Below are 15,999 nucleotides of genomic sequence, written 5' to 3'. Positions count from 1 at the left end.
TTGCAAGGCCGCTGCGATAAAACCGCTGCCGCGGGGCTTGGCCCTTGCGAAACATTACCAAATTCGGTCTCCGGCAAGGATACCGACCCCGCGGGCAGTCCACTTTATTCAAGGACGAACGCAAAGGCTGACCCCCAGATGGGCAGCGGGACGAAAGGCGTGAGCAATTATGAAATCTCTATCACAAGCTGTCATACCGACGCGACCCTCGGGTCGCCCGGTATAAGTGCCTTGTCGGTTCAGCGAAAAACGTCTTCTACAGATCAAGACGCCAAGCATAAGGCACTTGCACCGGGCAGGCTTCGCCTGCGTCGGTGTGACTAAGGAGTTGAGAGGTCGGCCGCATCCTCACTAACCCCGCTTCGCGGTGCGTCGTTCGGATGGTAAGATGGCGGTGGGGTGAGGAGCAATCCATGCGACTCTCAGGCTTCAATAATCAAATTCCAACGTCAGTTCCGTCCAGTTCGGATTGGTCTTTTCAATCAAGTCAATTTTCCACTGTCGATACCATTTTTTTATCCGCTTCTCTCTCGCAATCGCGTCAATCATGGAGTCAAAATGTTCATACCATACCAAGCGTTTGACTTGGTGCTCTGCCGTAAAGCTGTCGGGATTGTACCCGGTTTTGTGTTCGTGAACGCGCGCGGCGAGGTCATTCGTGACGCCGACATAAATTGTTCCGTTTTTGTAGGAGCACATCATGTAAACATAGGCATCGCGCATGAGGTAAGTTGAATCGTATGGATTGCCCCGTCAAGCGGGGCAATGACGAAATCAAAAAAAACCGTCATTGCCCGCCCCCGAGCGGGTAATCCATACGACTCTCTCTCGACCCATACGCTCTCAACAGAAAAGGAGCCTTCCTACCGACCTGATAACCCTGTATTCCACCCCTCGTGGAACGCCTTCTCTCATATCCCCTGCTGGGTCTGCTCTGGATTTATCAAAATCTGATCTCTCCGGTTTTATTCGCGCTGGGCGTGCGGTGCCGGCATTATCCGTCTTGCTCCGCCTATTCCAAAGCGGCGATTAGCCGGCACGGGCCCTGGCCCGGGGGGTGGATGACGCTGGCGCGACTGCTGAGATGCCGCCCGGGCGGCACAAGCGGGGTTGATAATGTGCCGGAACATATTACGAAGGCGCCTTTATGGGCGCCGTGGCGGTATGGTCTCTGGCGCAGGACGAATACAGGCGAATAAGATGGTCACTTTGACATTTCCGGATGGAGCCACCCGCGACTATGACAGCGGCGTCACGGCGATGGAGGTTGCGAAAGGCATCTCCAAGGGGCTTGCGAAAAAGGTTCTGGCGGCCAAGCTCGACGGAGAGCTAGTGGACGCGGCTCTGCCGATTGAAGGCGACGCCAAGATAGAACTGGTCACCGCCGAGGACCCGGAAGGGCTGGAGCTGATCCGCCATGACGCGGCGCATGTCCTTGCGGAGGCGGTGCAGGAGCTGTTCCCCGGCACGCAGGTCACCATTGGCCCCGTCATTGAAAACGGCTTTTATTATGACTTCCACCGCGAAGAGCCGTTCTCCGAAGACGACTTCGCCGCGATTGAAAAGAAGATGGCCTTCATCATCAATCGCAATGACAAGTTTGAGCGCGAAGTCTGGAAACGCGAAGACGCGATAAAGCTGTTCCGCGGGATGGGCGAGGAGTTCAAGGCCGAGCTGATCGAGGATCTGCCCGATAGCGAGACCATCACCGTCTATAAACAGGGCAAATGGTTCGATCTCTGCCGCGGCCCGCATCTGCCTTCGACAGGGAAAATCGGCAAGGCGTTCAAGCTGATGAAAGTGGCCGGCGCCTATTGGAGAGGGGATTCGAAAAACCCGCAGCTCCAGCGGATTTACGGCACGGCTTGGCGCACGCAGGAAGAGCTCGAGGCGCATCTGCATCAGCTCGAAGAAGCGGAAAAGCGCGACCATCGCCGCCTCGGCCGTCAGCTCAGCCTCTTCCATTTTCAGGAAGAAGCGCAGGGACAGGCCTTCTGGCATCCGGATGGGTGGACGCTCTACACCACGCTGCAGAGCTACATGTCCCGCCGCCAGAAAGAATATGGCTACCGCGAAATCAAGACGCCGCAGCTCATGGACCGGAAGTTCTGGGAGGCCTCCGGCCATTGGGAAAAATATCGCGAGAATATGTTCGTCGCGGAAATCGCCGAAGAGGACAAAGTCCTCGCGCTGAAACCGATGAACTGCCCGTGTCATATTCAGGTCTTTAATCAGGGCCAGAAATCCTATCGCGACCTGCCGGTCCGCTACGCCGAATTTGGCTCCTGCCACCGCTACGAGCCGTCCGGGGCGCTGCACGGCCTGATGCGCGTGCGGGGTTTCGTGCAGGATGACGGGCATATTTTCTGCACGATGGAGCAGGTCACGGACGAAGTGAAAGGCTTTACCGAACTTTTGAAATCCGTCTATGCCGATCTGGGCTTTGACGATGTGAAAGTGAAATTCTCCACTCGCCCTGACGTCAGAGTGGGATCGGATGAATATTGGGATAATTCCGAAGCGGCGCTGAAAGAAGCCGCCGATGCCTCCGGCCTCGAAGTAGAGCTGAACGAAGGCGACGGCGCGTTTTACGGCCCGAAACTCGACTTTGTCCTGCGCGACGCCATTGGCCGCGAATGGCAAGCCGGAACGATACAGCTCGACCCGAATATGCCGGAGCGCCTCAACGCGTCCTATGTTGGCGATGATGATAATAAACACGCGCCCGTCATGCTCCACCGCGCCGTGCTCGGCTCGTTTGAGCGGTTCCTGGGGATATTGATAGAAAACTATGCCGGGCGTTTCCCGCTCTGGCTCGCCCCGGTTCAGGTCGTTATTGCGACCATCATCTCAGATGCCAATGACTACGCCGAAGAGACCGCAAAAAAGCTCAAAGCCGCCGGACTTCGGGTGGAAACGGATTTGCGGAACGAAAAGATCAATTACAAAATTCGCGAATTGTCTGCGGACCGAAAGATCCCGGTCATTGCCGTAGTCGGTATGAAAGAGGCGGAGGAGGGCAAGCTCGCCCTGCGCCGACTGGGGAGCCGCGAGCAAACCATTTTGACTGTGGAAGACGCGATAGAGACTTTGAGGGAAGAAGCTCTCGCCCCCGACTTAAGCCGGAAAAACTGATATGTCAGAGGCGGGTTTGGCCCAGACAGATGAGCCTATCCGCCGCCCGCCTAAGGTGGTTCTCGGCGTGTCGCTTTTCGTTCTGATTCTTCTGCCTATTTTCACCATGGCCGGCGGGGGCGGTATTGCTCTGATTATGACGATCCTGTCTGTGCTGGGCCTCGCCGGATTGGCCGCGCATAAAGCGTGGAAACATCCCATTCCGATTTGGCTGTTTTTTCTGACAGCGTTTCTGGTCTGGGCCTGGGTGACGCAGTTTTGGAGCCCCTATGAGAAAGTTTCTGGCTGGTCCAATGCTGAGAGAATATTCGTTTCGGGATTGATCTTCCCGACTGTTATCTGGCTCTGGGCGCAAATGCGCGATCATCCCTTGGGCTCAATTCTGCGCAAAGGTGTGATTTTTGCCTGTCTTACAGGAATAGCTCTATTGTTTGTGGATGCGGTCTCGAATTTTTTCATCAGTTTTCTGGTGGACCCGGTGGCCGAAGGGGAAAGTTTTGCCCGTCGTCATGCGGACGCAACACGCAATGTCAGCCGCGGTATTGTCTTTTATTCGGCTATGGTTTTCCCGTTAGCGGCCCTGGTCTGGCCCCTTAAATTTGGCCGGTTAATTACCCTATGCCTATTAGGGATTCTTTCGGTATCTGCCTGGAAACTCGGCGTGTATGTCGCCGTCATCGCGCCTTGGCTGGGCCTTGCCTTCGGATGTCTCGCGCGCAAATCGCCCGGTCTGACAGTGAAAACCCTTTTGGGTTTAGCCGCCATCGCTGTCATGGCGGCCCCTCTTTTTGGCGGCCTAATTACCCTGGTTGATGAAAATACACTTTCAAAGTTTCCGGCGTCTTGGGAGCACAGACTCTATATGTGGGATTTCGTTTTCCGCCGCATTTCAGAAAGTCCGTTAATTGGCCACGGCTTTGATAGCGCGCGAACATATACAGATATGATTACGCTCAGCAATGGACAGACTCTAACATTGCTCTCGCTACATACTCATAATGTTGGGCTCCAGATTTGGCTCGAAACCGGTTTGATAGGCGCGGCCCTGGCCGGGGCCGCCATATTAAGCTGTCTTGGCCTTGGCCAAAATTTCGCTATGAAAAATTCGGATAGAGCATTTGGTCTTTGCGGGTTTTTGACTGTCTTTATACTGGCATCTTCCTTTTCCTTCGGGGTCTGGCAGTTCTGGTGGTGGGCAACTTTGTTTTTGGGGCTGGCAACGCTAAATCTTGTGCGCATATTTGCAACTCAAGACAATTCGAAAGCGTAACTTGGACAAACCTTGGCCATAAAAATGTCTAATTGCATTTTGATATGAATGCGCTATTGAACTGGCCGGGGCGCAAGAGGTGACGAAAATGGTTGTTCAGACCAATATATCCAAATTGCCTGAAACGGCCAAAAAACTTCCTATTAGTGTTATAATGGTGAGTTATATGACTGGACCGGCCCTTTTGGAGGCTGTCTCGGCGGTTCTTGAAGACCGCGATATACATGAACTTATCATCGTGGATAATGGCAACGCTGAAAGCGCCCGCACCCGGCTTAGCAAAATTGCCGTTAAACATGACCGGATTCGGTTGTTACAAGGCCATGGTAATATTGGTTTTGCAAGAGGGTGCAATTACGGGGCACGCTTGGCCTCCGGTCATTTTTTACTATTTCTGAATCCGGATGCGGTGATTGCCAGAGGCGCGGCCAGATCGATGGCAGAATGCGGCCGCACTCTCTCTGGACCTTGGATAACAGGCGGATTTTTACGCGATGAAAACGGACGGGAGCAGCGCGGCGCGCGGCGCGGGTCTTTAACGCCTTGGTCCGCTTTTGTCAGTTTCACGCCGCTCCATCACATTCCGGGCCTTCGCTCCATTCATCGTGAAGATGAGGCCGTTCCTAGTTGTCCCGCGCCGGTTGAAACGACAAGCGGTGCTTGCCTGATGACGGATAGAGCCTCTTTTGACCGCTTGGGCGGTTTTGATTCGGGGTATTTCCTGCATGTAGAGGACATTGATATCTGCGCTAGGGCCAGAGAAAAAGGCGGCGAAGTCTATATCGTCCCTGAAGCGCGCATCATGCATTATGGTTCCACCAGCGCCGTGCCGCGGGCCAAGATCGAGCTGGAAAAGCTCAAAGGGTTTCTTCGTTATTTTTGGCACTATAAGCCGGGATTTCTCTCGAAGTTTTTGACAGTACTCGCCGCGCCGTTCATGGCTTTCGCCATAATGGGGCGAGCCTATTATATTACTCTCAGGGTCGGCCTTTTCGGGCGATAGAGACTATTCCTCAGGGCAGGAAACAACTTCAATAATATGAAGATTAACGGCGTCTCCGCGGGAATAATTATACCCGTTGATGACATCGCGCTCTTCCAGACAGCTTTCTTGATTCTTTGCTGATTTTTGGAAAATTTCGAAACTATCTCCCTCACTTTCCAGATCATCGACGATGAAAATATTCCCGATTTTCCAGCTCTCCGAACTGCTCAAATCAATCTGATCGCCCAAACGTATTTCTTTGCCGAATTGGTAAACAAGACTTGGTTCTGTGAAATTAAGGGCCTGAACAAGTGGTCCGCCTTGGCGAGGTAAATCAATATTATTCGCTTGAAATGCCTCTGATAGTCTATCGGCCAGTTGAAGGCGATCTAGATTCGGCAATATAGTTCCATAGGCAGCAAAATTAAGAGTCACAGCCGCCAAGGCGGCATTTATGTAGCTTAGCCTCATATTGTTGAACCAAAAGTACCCGCCGCCAAACATGATAAATATTAAGGCGGCAAGACCAGCTGCGAGGGCTGCAATACTGGTCCCAGTCGTGGCATATTCATTTTGGCCCAATAGGACGACCCCGACGAGTAGAAAGCCGAGCCCGATAAAAATAAGCACGCTCGCAATTCTCGTTTTCTTGAATTCAGTTGCCTTCAGCAGGTGCGCGCCCGTTAAACCTATCAATACACACAGGGCCGGGAATATCGGGAGGACATAGTGCGGAAGTTTGGTGGGCATCAATTCAATCAGAATCAAGAAGGGCACACTCCAGGCGATACAGAGGCGAAGGGCTTTCGGGAGCGGGGCATCACTACGCATATTCTGGCGCAAGTTTCGAACAGTCATAGCTATGGCGGGTAAAAGTAAAAGCGAACCCGGCCAGAGTGTCAGGCTGAGAAGCGCCAAGTGGTAGCCGGGCGGTCCGGGATGGCTTTCTTGCGCGCTGACTAGCTTTCCGCCGAAATCGTTTCCAAGGCTTTCTGCAAAGAAGGCCCCTTGAGTTTCAATGCCAATCGCAATGGCCCAAGGGACAAACAGCAATAGGGCCGCAGTAATGGCGGGTATATTAATAAGTTGCCTGAGACCGTAACCCCGTTTTTCCCAGATCAACAAAGTTGCAAGCGTCAGCGCAATTAGGCTCGGAATGACGGGACCTTTAATGAGGATAGAAGCGCCAAAAGCAATCCAGAAAGCCCAGACAGCAGGCCTGGCTTTCCAGAGTGAGAGGGGGGCGGGTTGAGTTCGTATCGCTGCAATTGCCGCAAAGCAAGTGGCCGACAAACCACATAGAACGGCATCGGTTTTGGCAATATGGGCTTCAAATACCAAGAGAAAAGAGAGCGCGAGAGCGCACCCGCCAATAAAGGCGCCTTCGCGTCCTATAAGTTTGGCGCCGCCCCAGTAAGTGGCCAAGACAGCCAATAAAGCGCCTAAAACGGATGGCAGGCGCTGTACCCATATCTGTCGCTTCTCAGGAGAAGAGAAGACCTTCAGTGATGCGACTTGCAGCCAGTAAATTCCAGCGGGTTTTTTATTGCGGGCCTCATCCTGAAATCGGATATTGAGCAAATCTCCGCTTTCCTCCATTTGCACGCTGGCCTGCGCGAACCGGGCTTCGTCCCTGTCGATAACCTGAAGCGACTCCAATCCGGGAAGGGCGACAGCCAGAAAAAGTAGGCTGAGAATCAACAGATGAAACCGCTTCTTCAAATTTAATAATTTAATTTCCGGCGACGACATATGTGCGCTTTAGCCAAGCCAGTCCGTTCTGTCCCGTAAAAATTAGGATACGCGCTATTCCATATCATATCGGCGGTAGGAACAGGCATTGCGAATTGAATATATAATACGGTCATGCCAAAACGGTATTTATGTCGATTGCACAAAAATCATTGGATAGAGAGGCCGATCTTGAGCTCTCAGTCGTTGTTCCCGTCTACAATGAATCCGAAAATGTCACGCAATTGGTAGAGGAAATTTCGCAAGCTTTGTTTGCGACCTCTTACGAGATGATCTTTGTGGATGATTGCAGCTCGGATAAAACTGTGCAGGTCCTATCGGACCTTAAGAAAAAGCATCCAACCCTTCGAGTCTTGACCCACAAAGCCAATGCCGGACAGTCACGTTCGGTCCGAACGGGCGTGTTCGCAGCCAGAGGTGATTTGATTGCGACGCTGGATGGTGACGGGCAAAATAATCCGGCAGACATTCCCAAAATGTGGGATCAGATAAGGCGTCCCGATGCGCCCGACAATTTGGCAATGGTTGGCGGGAAACGGCTAAAACGCCAGGATAGCCAGGCGAAATTACTGGCGTCGCGTCTGGGTAACGGCATTCGTAAGAAACTTCTCAAAGATCAAGCCGAGGATACGGGGTGCGGAATTAAAGTTTTCCGACGCGAAGCCTTTTTACGGCTCCCTTATTTTGATCATATTCACCGTTATATTCCGGCTCTGATGCTACGAGAGGGCTATGCGATCGAATTTGCAGATGTTAGCCACCGCGCCCGTATCGCCGGAAAATCCAAATATACCAATTTTGGACGGTTGAAAGTTTCCATCGCGGATCTTCGCGGTGTGATGTGGCTCATTTCACGCTCTCGAAACCCGAAAGGGTGGGACGAAGTTTAATGCCTGAACGATGATGCCGTTAACCTTTTGCAAGCCATTTTCCTTTAGATATTGTTAAATCTTTGAGACGGGTGAGTTGAAGATCCGTTTCAGCTCTGAATAGAGGCATTTAGGTCATGCGCTTTTTCCTTGTTTTTCCTCTCATGCTCATTCCCGTGGCCTTATATAATATTTTGGCGATAAGCGGCTCTGCCTTTTCCACGGCGGCCGAAATTCGCGCGCGTTTGGACACGGATTTTCAATCTATTCCGATGATTTCAGGGTCTATCTGGCAAATCACGCCAGGGCATATGCTCATAACCTTGTCACTCATCATGCTGTTCTTCGAAATGATAAAATCGACCGGGACAGACCACACGGCTGTGATGAATCATGCTTTCTCCATGGTTCTATTTATTATCTGTCTTGTGGAGTTCCTTATGTTTCCAGCCTTTGGAACGTCTGTCTTCTTCATTATCGGCCTCATGGCCTTACTGGATGTCATGGCCGGATTTATGGTGACAATCGCAAGCGCGCGCCGTGACTTTTCTGTTGGCGAGGCGTAGGAATTGCCAATTAGACTCGTTTCATCAAGGTGATGTTTATCAGTACGAAGGAAAAATCAATTTCCAGAGAGGCGAGGTCAGTCTCTGGGGTTGGGAGCGCTCGCCAAATACCCGTACAATCAATCGAGAGTGAAGCCGCTTTTTCATTACTGAAATCGGCTATCTTTTCATTTCAGGTTGAGGACGGATTTAACTGGGGCTCGCAAACGCTCATCGCCGCGATTATTCGGTGCGAAACTTCAAAATTGCCCAAAAACCGCTCTGACTTTCAGGCGTTGATTCATTCAGATTATCAACGCCTTTATGAGTCTTCTTTGCGCTCTCTGAATTGGGAAGGCGCGCGCTACCAAATTCAATATCAGCTCAGGACCGGCGAGGGCCACTGGATCTGGGTTGAGGAGACAGTCGAGAGGACAAACTCGGATGAAAACCCACTGAAGGTTGAAGGGGTCATTCGCGATATTACGGATGAAAAGTCCAGATTTGAGCGATCAGACTGGTTGGCCCGGCATGATGAAATGACTGGTTTGATGAATCAGAATGCTTTCAAAGAACAGGGCAAAACTTTGTGCGGTCTCGCCTGCCGCGTCAAAGCTCAAGGCGCTGTTTTTCGCCTTCGCCTTAATAACCTGGATGATGTTAGAACGACCTATGGATTTGAAACTGCGAACAGGCTCTGCCGAGGCGTGGCCGATAGGCTTCGGCAGATTATTGCGCCTCCGGATTGTCTGGCAAAAGGCGAGGATGGAGATTTCCTTCTGGCTGTCCTCGGTATAGCGGGTCCGGACAGCGACCCGGGGGTGCTTGCAGAACGACTACAAATTGCTCTCTCGGATTCGCATTACAAATCGCCTTTTGGCCCGTTAAAGGCGGATATTTCCATTGGCTATACAGACTTGCCGCAATCAGGCGCGGATTTTGAGACTCTTATTCGTAAAACCGATCGCGCATTGGAAACTCGTTCGTCCGGCGCAGTCTCTGAATATTCGGTCTCTATGGGCCTCGCAGAGAAACCAAATTACAACCAAGACATCACAAAAGAAGACATTCTTTCCGCATTGGACGAAAGACGGATTTCTTTGGCGTTCCAACCGATTGTCGAAGCGGTATCCGGTGACCTCCATCATTATGAGTGTCTTTTGCGCCTTCGAGAAAATAGCGGAGAATTGGTCAGCGCGGGACGGTTTATCATGGCGGCGGAGAAACTTGGCCTTGTTCATCATCTGGATCGGCGCGCCCTTGACTTGGCGGCAGCGCAGCTTTCGAAAAGCCCCGACCTAAGAGTTGCATTGAATGTTTCCGCTGAGACGATTCAAAACGCCGAAGCCGCTAAGACCTATCTTGAGACTTTGAAATCTCTGAATGAGAAAACGCGCCGCATGACCATAGAAATGACAGAGACGGCCGCACTGGACGCCCCGGAATTGGCAACACATTTTTCGGCCGAAGTCAGAGCGCTTGGATGCGAGTTTTCCATTGATGATTTCGGCTCCGGTCACACCACGTTCCGAAACCTCATGGGGATTGAAGCGGAATCCATAAAGCTGGATGGAAGCCTCATAAAAGGCATATCTGCTTCACCGCAAAAACAAATCTTTGTCCGGATGATGGTGGATTTGGCCGATACATTTGCGGTTAAAATTGTGGCCGAAATGGTCGAGGACAAGGCTGATGCCACGGCGCTCAAACATCTGGGAGTCGATTACCTGCAAGGCTATCTTTACGGCGTTCCAAACGCGTCTCCCTCCTACCGAAATTCCGCGTCTTAAATCTTCATAGAGAAAATCCTGTTTTCCCGTGAGTTTCCTATTAGAAGGAAGATGTGAGAGAAAGCGTCCTCAGACTCGAAAAATTTTATGCCAGCCCATTGGGGCAGGCGGCGAGAGATATGGCAAGCCGACGTCTACGTACGCTTTGGCCGGATCTTGCAGGTCGTAATGTTTTAGGGTTCGGGTTTTGCGGGCCCTATCTGGAGCCTTATCAGGCAGGCGCAAACCGAATTATTCTGGCGATGCCGGGGGCGCAAGGCGCTCTGGCCCACCGCGGGAAACGAGGTATTATTTCCTGTCTGGTTGAAGAGGATTGTTTACCTTTCGCTGACTCGACATTTGATACAATCCTTTGCGTGCACGGCGTGGAGGAAGCTCCTAATCTTCAGACGTTGATGAAGGAATTATGGCGGGTTTGCCGCCCCGAGGGGCATGTCGTAATAATCGCCGCAAACCGGGGCGGTCTTTGGGCAAGATCGGATCGCAGCCCGTTTGGCGCAGGCCGTCCTTTCACTCGTTCGCAAATGCGCGCCGCCATGCGCGCTGTCGGATTTCATCCGACAATCTGGTCAGGCGCGCTCTATGCGCCCCCTCTGAAAATGTTTTCCAAAGGCGGTCTCTTGCGGGGATCAGAACGATTCGGCGAAACCGTGACGCCCGGTTTGTCCGGTCTAATATTGGTTGAAGCCATAAAACGCCTCTATGTGGAACCGGATATGTCCGAAAAAGCCAAATCTGTCGTGGCGCGGCCCCGTTTTGGAACCTCTCCCATTGCCAATCGCTCCTCTGCCTCTCATAGATGAAGAGATGGCTAATATGAGTGAGAACAGTGACGTTGATATAAACGAGGTGCGGTCAGAAATTGATCGCGTCGATAAAGCCTTGTTGGAACTCATTGCAGAACGTCTTGAGCTTTCCAAGGCGGTCAGGCGGGCCAAATCAGGCATTCGGGTTTGGCGGCCGTCGCGGGAAGACAGTCATGTCCGAGCTTTGGCGGCTGCGACGCAAGACACGCCCGGACCGTTAGTGAGCCGCATCTGGGCAGAGCTTATGAGTGCAAGCCTTGCTATGCAGGGACCCATGAAACTCCATGTCGCGCTGGAAGGTGACGCAATGGCGTCTCTGGCTTTGGTACGTGACCGTTTTGGGGCGTCTATCCCGACCTATACCTATCCCACAGCCAGTAGCGCTTTGGCCGCAACCTATTCTGATGATGAAGGCGTGGCTGTTCTGCCCGCGCCGGGCGGGATGCATAGTTGGTGGACGGCACTGGGCTCCGAAGGGGCGATGCCGGATATGCATATTCTGGCTGGATTACCCCGAACTGGCACGCAAGACTGGCCTCGGGCCGTCGCTGTTGCAACTGCGGATATTCAGCCTTCCGGCAATGATGAGACATTGATAATTGCCAAAGCGGATATCCGGGTCGTGCACAATGAAGCGGTATTGCGATCGAGCTCGGGAGAACGCCAACTCTATAGCTTGCCGGGATATTTGGAGACCCTCCCAAAATCTGTCAAAGAGTTGGATGCGACAGCTTGTATTATTGGTGCATTACCTAAACCTATCGGATAAAACGGCGCGTTTTTAGACTTGACCTCTTGGATAATTTTATGACTTTTAAGACCATCCTTATTGTTGGCGGCGGCTTGATAGGCAGCTCGATTGCCCGGGCGGCAAAAGCGTATAGCCAAGCGGAAACCGTTTATATTACGGATACGTCTCATAGCGCCTGTTCAGCAATAGAACGTCTCGGAATTGCAGATGGCGTCAGCGAAGGGCAGGCGGATTATTTTGCCTCTCAGGCGGACTTAGTTATTCTCTGCGTGCCGCCCGGACGGATGGGGGACGTGGCCGAGAAAATTATTCCGAACATGAAATCCGGCGCTGTTCTGTCGGATGTAGGGTCAATCAAAGGCGCCGTTATTTCGGCTGTAACGCCTTTCCTGCGGGGTGATATCACATTTGTCCCGGCTCATCCGATTGCCGGGACAGAATATAGCGGGCCGGAGGCTGGACAAGCCGACATGTTTAAAGACCGCTGGTGTGTTTTGACGCCGACAAAAAAGAACCTGCCGGAAACCAAGCAGTTAAAAGCTTTTTGGCAGGGACTTGGAAGTCAGGTCAGTATTATGACACCCAAGCGGCACGACATAGTTCTCGCCACAACGTCGCATGTGCCGCATTTGATTGCCTATACATTGGTCGGAACGGCCGTGGATATGGAAACCGTGACGGACAATGAAGTGGTAAAATACTCCGCCGGTGGGTTTCGCGATTTTACGCGAATTGCGGCGTCTGATCCGGTCATGTGGCGGGATGTATTCCTGTCCAACCGCGAGGCGACGCTTGAAGTTGTTGATAGGTTCATTGAGGATCTAACGGCACTGAAGCGGGCGATAAGGTGGGAAGAGGGAGAAACCTTATTGGAGCATTTTGCCAAAACACGCGATATCCGCCGCCGCATTATTGATGCAGGCCAAGACAGCGCCGAGCCTAATTTCGGTCGGCATGATTGATCTAATTTTGGGGCTCTGTTTGCGGCAGAGGTGTATCCGGAGCCTTCTCGCGTTGCGACTTATTGGACCCTCTCGCCATCGTAACGAGTAATTTTGCATATTCGCTGAGGAGTCTGTCGAATCTATCGCGGTCAGAATACCAATGTGTCCGCATCTCGGCAGAAACGGGGTAGGCTGTAATTCGTATCCGCCCTGCAGCGAGGGCAATTTCGCTTTGCGCTCGTGGCATATGATAGGCCGATGTCACCAGGAGGATATGTTCATATCCAAGCGCTTTGGCCCACGCCGCCGTCTCGCGTGCATTGCCGATCGTGTCTTCGGCGACATAGTCCAGGTCGATACAACAGGCTTTTGTCTCTTCCGGCAGGTCAAGCAAATTGAAAATGGTCTGTGATTTCAAATCCCTGTTTACACCCGAAATCAGAAGGCGCTCGCCTTTTCCCTGTTTCAGGAGCGCCGCCCCGGCTTCCAATCGTCCTCCACCTGGTCCCGTCCAGACGACTATTCCGTCTGCATTCGGGGCGACTTTCGGTGTGGAGAGGCCGTCTACTTTTTCAGCGAAGACAAAAAATCCAAATGCCAGAATTAGCAGGGCTACAAAAAACACTAGAGCGATGAATTTTATCCAGGCCCAGAGTTTTTGGGCGGCTGATTTTTTTGGCTTAGGTTCGGCGCGTTTCATCAGGCACGCTTTCGTTCGCGGATGAGGGCGCGTTTCGTCGCAATTCCTGCTGCAACGGCGCAGACCAATACGAACAATGCCCAAAGTCCCAATAACCAAAGCGTATCATTTAAGGCCTCGCCTAATCCTGACCAAAACAATTCCGGTACGGAGCTGAAAAGAGACATTACGGCCCAGAGTGCCCAGGCGAGTATAAGTCCAACTCCGGCTCCGGAAGCGCTTCGTCGTCCGGCCTGACCAACAAAAAGCCGGGAAATAAAACCATCCGTTGCGCCGACCTGTGCCAGCACAGAAATAATGGAGCGCTGCGCGGCCATAGCCGAGCGCGTGGCAAAAAGGTTCACACTGATGCCGGCAATAAGAAGCAGGATGAGTAAGGACGTGCCGCCAAAAACCAGCAGGCGCGCAGTGCCGCGAATCTGATCTGTCCAACGCGAATGGTCATCCACAGAGGCGACAATACCGCTTTTTTGTAATTGCGTTTCCAGCAGAACAGCATTGGGAGTATTAGAATTTTCAGCGGTTTCAATTGTGATTAGGCCCGGTAAAACCAGGCTTTCCGGGAGTTCTAAATTCCCAATCCACGGCTTTATCAATTCTTGCGACTGACTCCGGTCAACGACAGTCACTTTTGCTTCGTTCCCAAGCAGAGAACGAATAGTTTCCGCAGCCTGATCCATTTGAGTTTCGAAATCATTTTCGGCTGAAAGAGGGGCTAGGCTCACTTGAACAGTCGCCGAATTTGATAGCTGGGCCTGCCAATCCCCTGAAAGACGCGAGGTGGCCCGGGAGAAGAGAAGAGCCAGCGCCGCAAGAAAAGCCATAATCGCCAGAACGGTAATCAGCGCTCGGACATTATGGCCGCGCGGCATTAAAATGGATTGCTGAGGCGGGAGAGGGCGACTCATGAATAAGTCTCCTCAAAATCGGGCACTGCGTTCAGACCTTTGTAAATACGTCCGTCTTCAATGCGAAACACGCGGGCTTCCAGTTCTTGAATTAAATCAATGTCGTGGGTCGCGATCATGACAGTTGTACCCATACGGTTCATTTCCGCAAACAATCTGAGAAGCCGGCGTCCAATTTCAGGGTCGACATTTCCGGTGGGTTCATCTGCAATAAGCAAGTTCGGTTTTGCAATGACGGCCCGAGCAATGGCGGCGCGTTGTTTCTCTCCGCCGGAAAGTGTTGACGGGAAGGCCTGCATGCGGTGGCCTAGACCCACCCATTGCAAAAGCTCTGTGACGTCCTGAGTATATTGTGCGCGAGACTGTCCTGCCACGCGCAATGGAAGAGAAACATTTTCAAAAACGCTAAGATGATCGATCAGAGTGAAATCCTGCAAGACCACACCAATCCGGCGCCTTACGGCCTGTGTTTGTCTGTTATCCAACAAGGCGGCATCTTGACCAAATGTCGAAATATGACCGCGTGACGGGGCGAGAGCGAGATAGCATAGTTTCAAAAGGCTTGATTTTCCTGCACCTGACGGACCTGTCAAAAAGCTGAAACTGCCTTGCGGAAGTGTCAGATTTACATCGGATAAAATTTCCGGGCCGCGCCCATAGCGGAGTCCCACATCGCGAAACGAGATGATATCCGGTTTTTCAGTTGAGCGGGCTTTTGGATTTAGGCCGGGGCTCTTGGAGTTTGGCTCGGGACGTGTCAAAATAGATTATCCATTTTCGAATCGAATTCTTATGATACTGACCTGTCCGGAATGTTCCACCAGTTATATGGCGAAAGATGACGCCATTGGCCCTAATGGACGTACTGTCCGTTGCGCAAAGTGTTCTGCGACCTGGTTTGTTCCGGCTCCTGTCGAGGCTGCTTCCACGCCAGATGATCTCCAATTAGCAGATATGACGCGAGAGTCGACAACTGCATCACAAGAGACTTTCGGAGCAGAATCCGGTGAAGACAGGACTGTCGCATCAGATCAAAACGCGGCCCCAATGACATCCGGCAAAAGTGCCGATGCCCTTATTAGAGACAAAGCCGAAGCCGAGAAAAGGCGCCGCCGCCGCCGCACAATCTGGCTCATTTGGCTTATCCCAATATTGTTCATATTTACTCTAATTGCTGGGCTTTACTTTAGCCGAACGGTCATTGCTGAGCGCTTTCCGGCGACTGTTCCTCTTTATAATGCCGTTGGCGTAGAAGTCAGTCAGACGGGACTTCAGATTGATAAACCCACCGTCCGAATTGCTGTGGTGAATGGGCAGACGACGGTCGTAATTAATGGGTCTGTCAAAAATATTTCAAATCAAGCCCAATCTCTGCCCATGCTTAGATTGTCCCTGAACAATCCCGCCGGAGAAGAGGTTGCCAATTGGTTGGTAGATTTTGAAAAGCCAGTTTTAAAAGGGCAGGAACGCGTTGAATTCGCGTCAGAATATCCCAACCCACCGCCTGACAGTACTAGCCTACGTTACAGACTGGCCGAATGATA

The 15,999-nt window shown here is 52.0% G+C and carries 17 protein-coding genes; 12 read left to right on the top strand and 5 right to left on the bottom strand.

Translation table 11 applies throughout. The annotated features are described in order from the left end of the window. Nucleotides 1–324, top strand: a 324-nt coding sequence (locus tag ACN0IC_RS01905; RefSeq protein ID WP_416877054.1) for a hypothetical protein, incomplete at its 5' end; no start/stop codon positions are given. A 105-nt stretch (nucleotides 325–429) separates the two neighbouring features. Here ACN0IC_RS01905 and ACN0IC_RS01900 read toward each other — a convergent pair. Continuing rightward, a complete protein-coding gene (locus ACN0IC_RS01900) occupies nucleotides 430–723 on the bottom strand; it encodes a GIY-YIG nuclease family protein (RefSeq protein ID WP_416877053.1) in 294 nt (97 codons plus the stop codon). Nucleotides 724–896: 173 nt separating this feature from the next. On the opposite strand from ACN0IC_RS01900, the gene yidD reads away from it, so the two are divergent. The 4 genes from yidD to ACN0IC_RS01880 all read left to right on the top strand — a co-directional run bounded on the left by yidD (nucleotide 897) and on the right by ACN0IC_RS01880 (nucleotide 5,408). Beyond that, on the top strand, nucleotides 897–1,199 hold the full coding sequence (gene yidD, locus ACN0IC_RS01895; RefSeq protein ID WP_416877052.1) for a membrane protein insertion efficiency factor YidD: 303 nt from the start codon (nucleotides 897–899) through the stop codon (nucleotides 1,197–1,199). 1 nt (nucleotide 1,200) lies between these two features. Next, nucleotides 1,201–3,135 carry a threonine--tRNA ligase gene (gene thrS / locus ACN0IC_RS01890; protein WP_416877051.1) on the top strand — a complete coding sequence of 645 codons (1,935 nt, stop codon included), beginning with the start codon at nucleotides 1,201–1,203 and terminating at the stop codon, nucleotides 3,133–3,135. A 16-nt stretch (nucleotides 3,136–3,151) separates the two neighbouring features. Next, a complete protein-coding gene (locus ACN0IC_RS01885; RefSeq protein WP_416877050.1) occupies nucleotides 3,152–4,405 on the top strand; it encodes an O-antigen ligase family protein in 1,254 nt (417 codons plus the stop codon). Between the two features lie 88 nt (nucleotides 4,406–4,493). Continuing rightward, nucleotides 4,494–5,408 (top strand): glycosyltransferase family 2 protein, encoded by a 915-nt coding sequence (locus ACN0IC_RS01880; RefSeq protein WP_416877066.1) that lies wholly within the window; start codon nucleotides 4,494–4,496, stop codon nucleotides 5,406–5,408. Nucleotides 5,409–5,411: 3 nt separating this feature from the next. Here ACN0IC_RS01880 and ACN0IC_RS01875 read toward each other — a convergent pair whose 3' ends face one another. After that, nucleotides 5,412–7,142: an ArnT family glycosyltransferase gene (locus ACN0IC_RS01875; protein ID WP_416877049.1), complete on the bottom strand. Its 1,731-nt coding sequence runs from the start codon at nucleotides 7,140–7,142 to the stop codon at nucleotides 5,412–5,414. Nucleotides 7,143–7,273: 131 nt separating this feature from the next. On the opposite strand from ACN0IC_RS01875, the gene ACN0IC_RS01870 reads away from it, so the two are divergent. The 6 genes from ACN0IC_RS01870 (at nucleotide 7,274) to ACN0IC_RS01845 (ending at nucleotide 12,865) form a co-directional block, all read left to right on the top strand. Beyond that, on the top strand, nucleotides 7,274–8,032 hold the full coding sequence (locus ACN0IC_RS01870; protein ID WP_416877048.1) for a glycosyltransferase family 2 protein: 759 nt from the start codon (nucleotides 7,274–7,276) through the stop codon (nucleotides 8,030–8,032). A gap of 116 nt (nucleotides 8,033–8,148) precedes the next feature. Next, nucleotides 8,149–8,577: a hypothetical protein gene (locus tag ACN0IC_RS01865; RefSeq protein WP_416877047.1), complete on the top strand. Its 429-nt coding sequence runs from the start codon at nucleotides 8,149–8,151 to the stop codon at nucleotides 8,575–8,577. A 32-nt stretch (nucleotides 8,578–8,609) separates the two neighbouring features. Continuing rightward, entirely contained in the window at nucleotides 8,610–10,346 is a 1,737-nt protein-coding gene (locus ACN0IC_RS01860) for an EAL domain-containing protein (protein WP_416877046.1), read from the top strand. 119 nt (nucleotides 10,347–10,465) lie between these two features. Then, nucleotides 10,466–11,149, top strand: coding sequence for a class I SAM-dependent methyltransferase (locus ACN0IC_RS01855; protein ID WP_416877045.1), 684 nt, complete (start codon nucleotides 10,466–10,468; stop codon nucleotides 11,147–11,149). A gap of 13 nt (nucleotides 11,150–11,162) precedes the next feature. Next, the gene (locus tag ACN0IC_RS01850) at nucleotides 11,163–11,921 is read left to right on the top strand and encodes a chorismate mutase (RefSeq protein WP_416877044.1); all 759 of its coding nucleotides are present in this window, start codon (nucleotides 11,163–11,165) and stop codon (nucleotides 11,919–11,921) included. Nucleotides 11,922–11,959: 38 nt separating this feature from the next. Next, a complete protein-coding gene (locus ACN0IC_RS01845; RefSeq protein WP_416877043.1) occupies nucleotides 11,960–12,865 on the top strand; it encodes a prephenate/arogenate dehydrogenase family protein in 906 nt (301 codons plus the stop codon). A gap of 1 nt (nucleotide 12,866) precedes the next feature. On the opposite strand, the gene ACN0IC_RS01840 is transcribed toward ACN0IC_RS01845, so the two are convergent. Genes ACN0IC_RS01840 through ftsE form a run of 3 tightly spaced genes read right to left on the bottom strand, consistent with a single transcriptional unit; the run spans nucleotide 12,867 to nucleotide 15,144 of the window. Then, nucleotides 12,867–13,547, bottom strand: coding sequence for a YdcF family protein (locus tag ACN0IC_RS01840; RefSeq protein WP_416877042.1), 681 nt, complete (start codon nucleotides 13,545–13,547; stop codon nucleotides 12,867–12,869). Beyond that, entirely contained in the window at nucleotides 13,547–14,455 is a 909-nt protein-coding gene (locus ACN0IC_RS01835; protein ID WP_416877041.1) for a cell division protein FtsX, read from the bottom strand. The genes ACN0IC_RS01840 and ACN0IC_RS01835 overlap by 1 nt, the downstream gene beginning before the upstream one ends. Further along, complete coding sequence (ftsE, locus tag ACN0IC_RS01830; RefSeq protein WP_416877065.1) at nucleotides 14,452–15,144, bottom strand: cell division ATP-binding protein FtsE; 693 nt, start codon at nucleotides 15,142–15,144, stop codon at nucleotides 14,452–14,454. The genes ACN0IC_RS01835 and ftsE overlap by 4 nt, the downstream gene beginning before the upstream one ends. Before the next feature lie 103 nt (nucleotides 15,145–15,247). On the opposite strand from ftsE, the gene ACN0IC_RS01825 reads away from it, so the two are divergent. Next, nucleotides 15,248–15,997 (top strand): DUF3426 domain-containing protein, encoded by a 750-nt coding sequence (locus ACN0IC_RS01825; RefSeq protein WP_416877040.1) that lies wholly within the window; start codon nucleotides 15,248–15,250, stop codon nucleotides 15,995–15,997. The last annotated feature ends 2 nt before the right edge of the window (nucleotides 15,998–15,999 follow it).

This window comes from Litorimonas sp., from assembly GCA_029936425.1.
GTDB lineage: Bacteria > Pseudomonadota > Alphaproteobacteria > Caulobacterales > Maricaulaceae > Litorimonas.
This window is presented reverse-complemented; position numbering and strand designations above follow the sequence as displayed.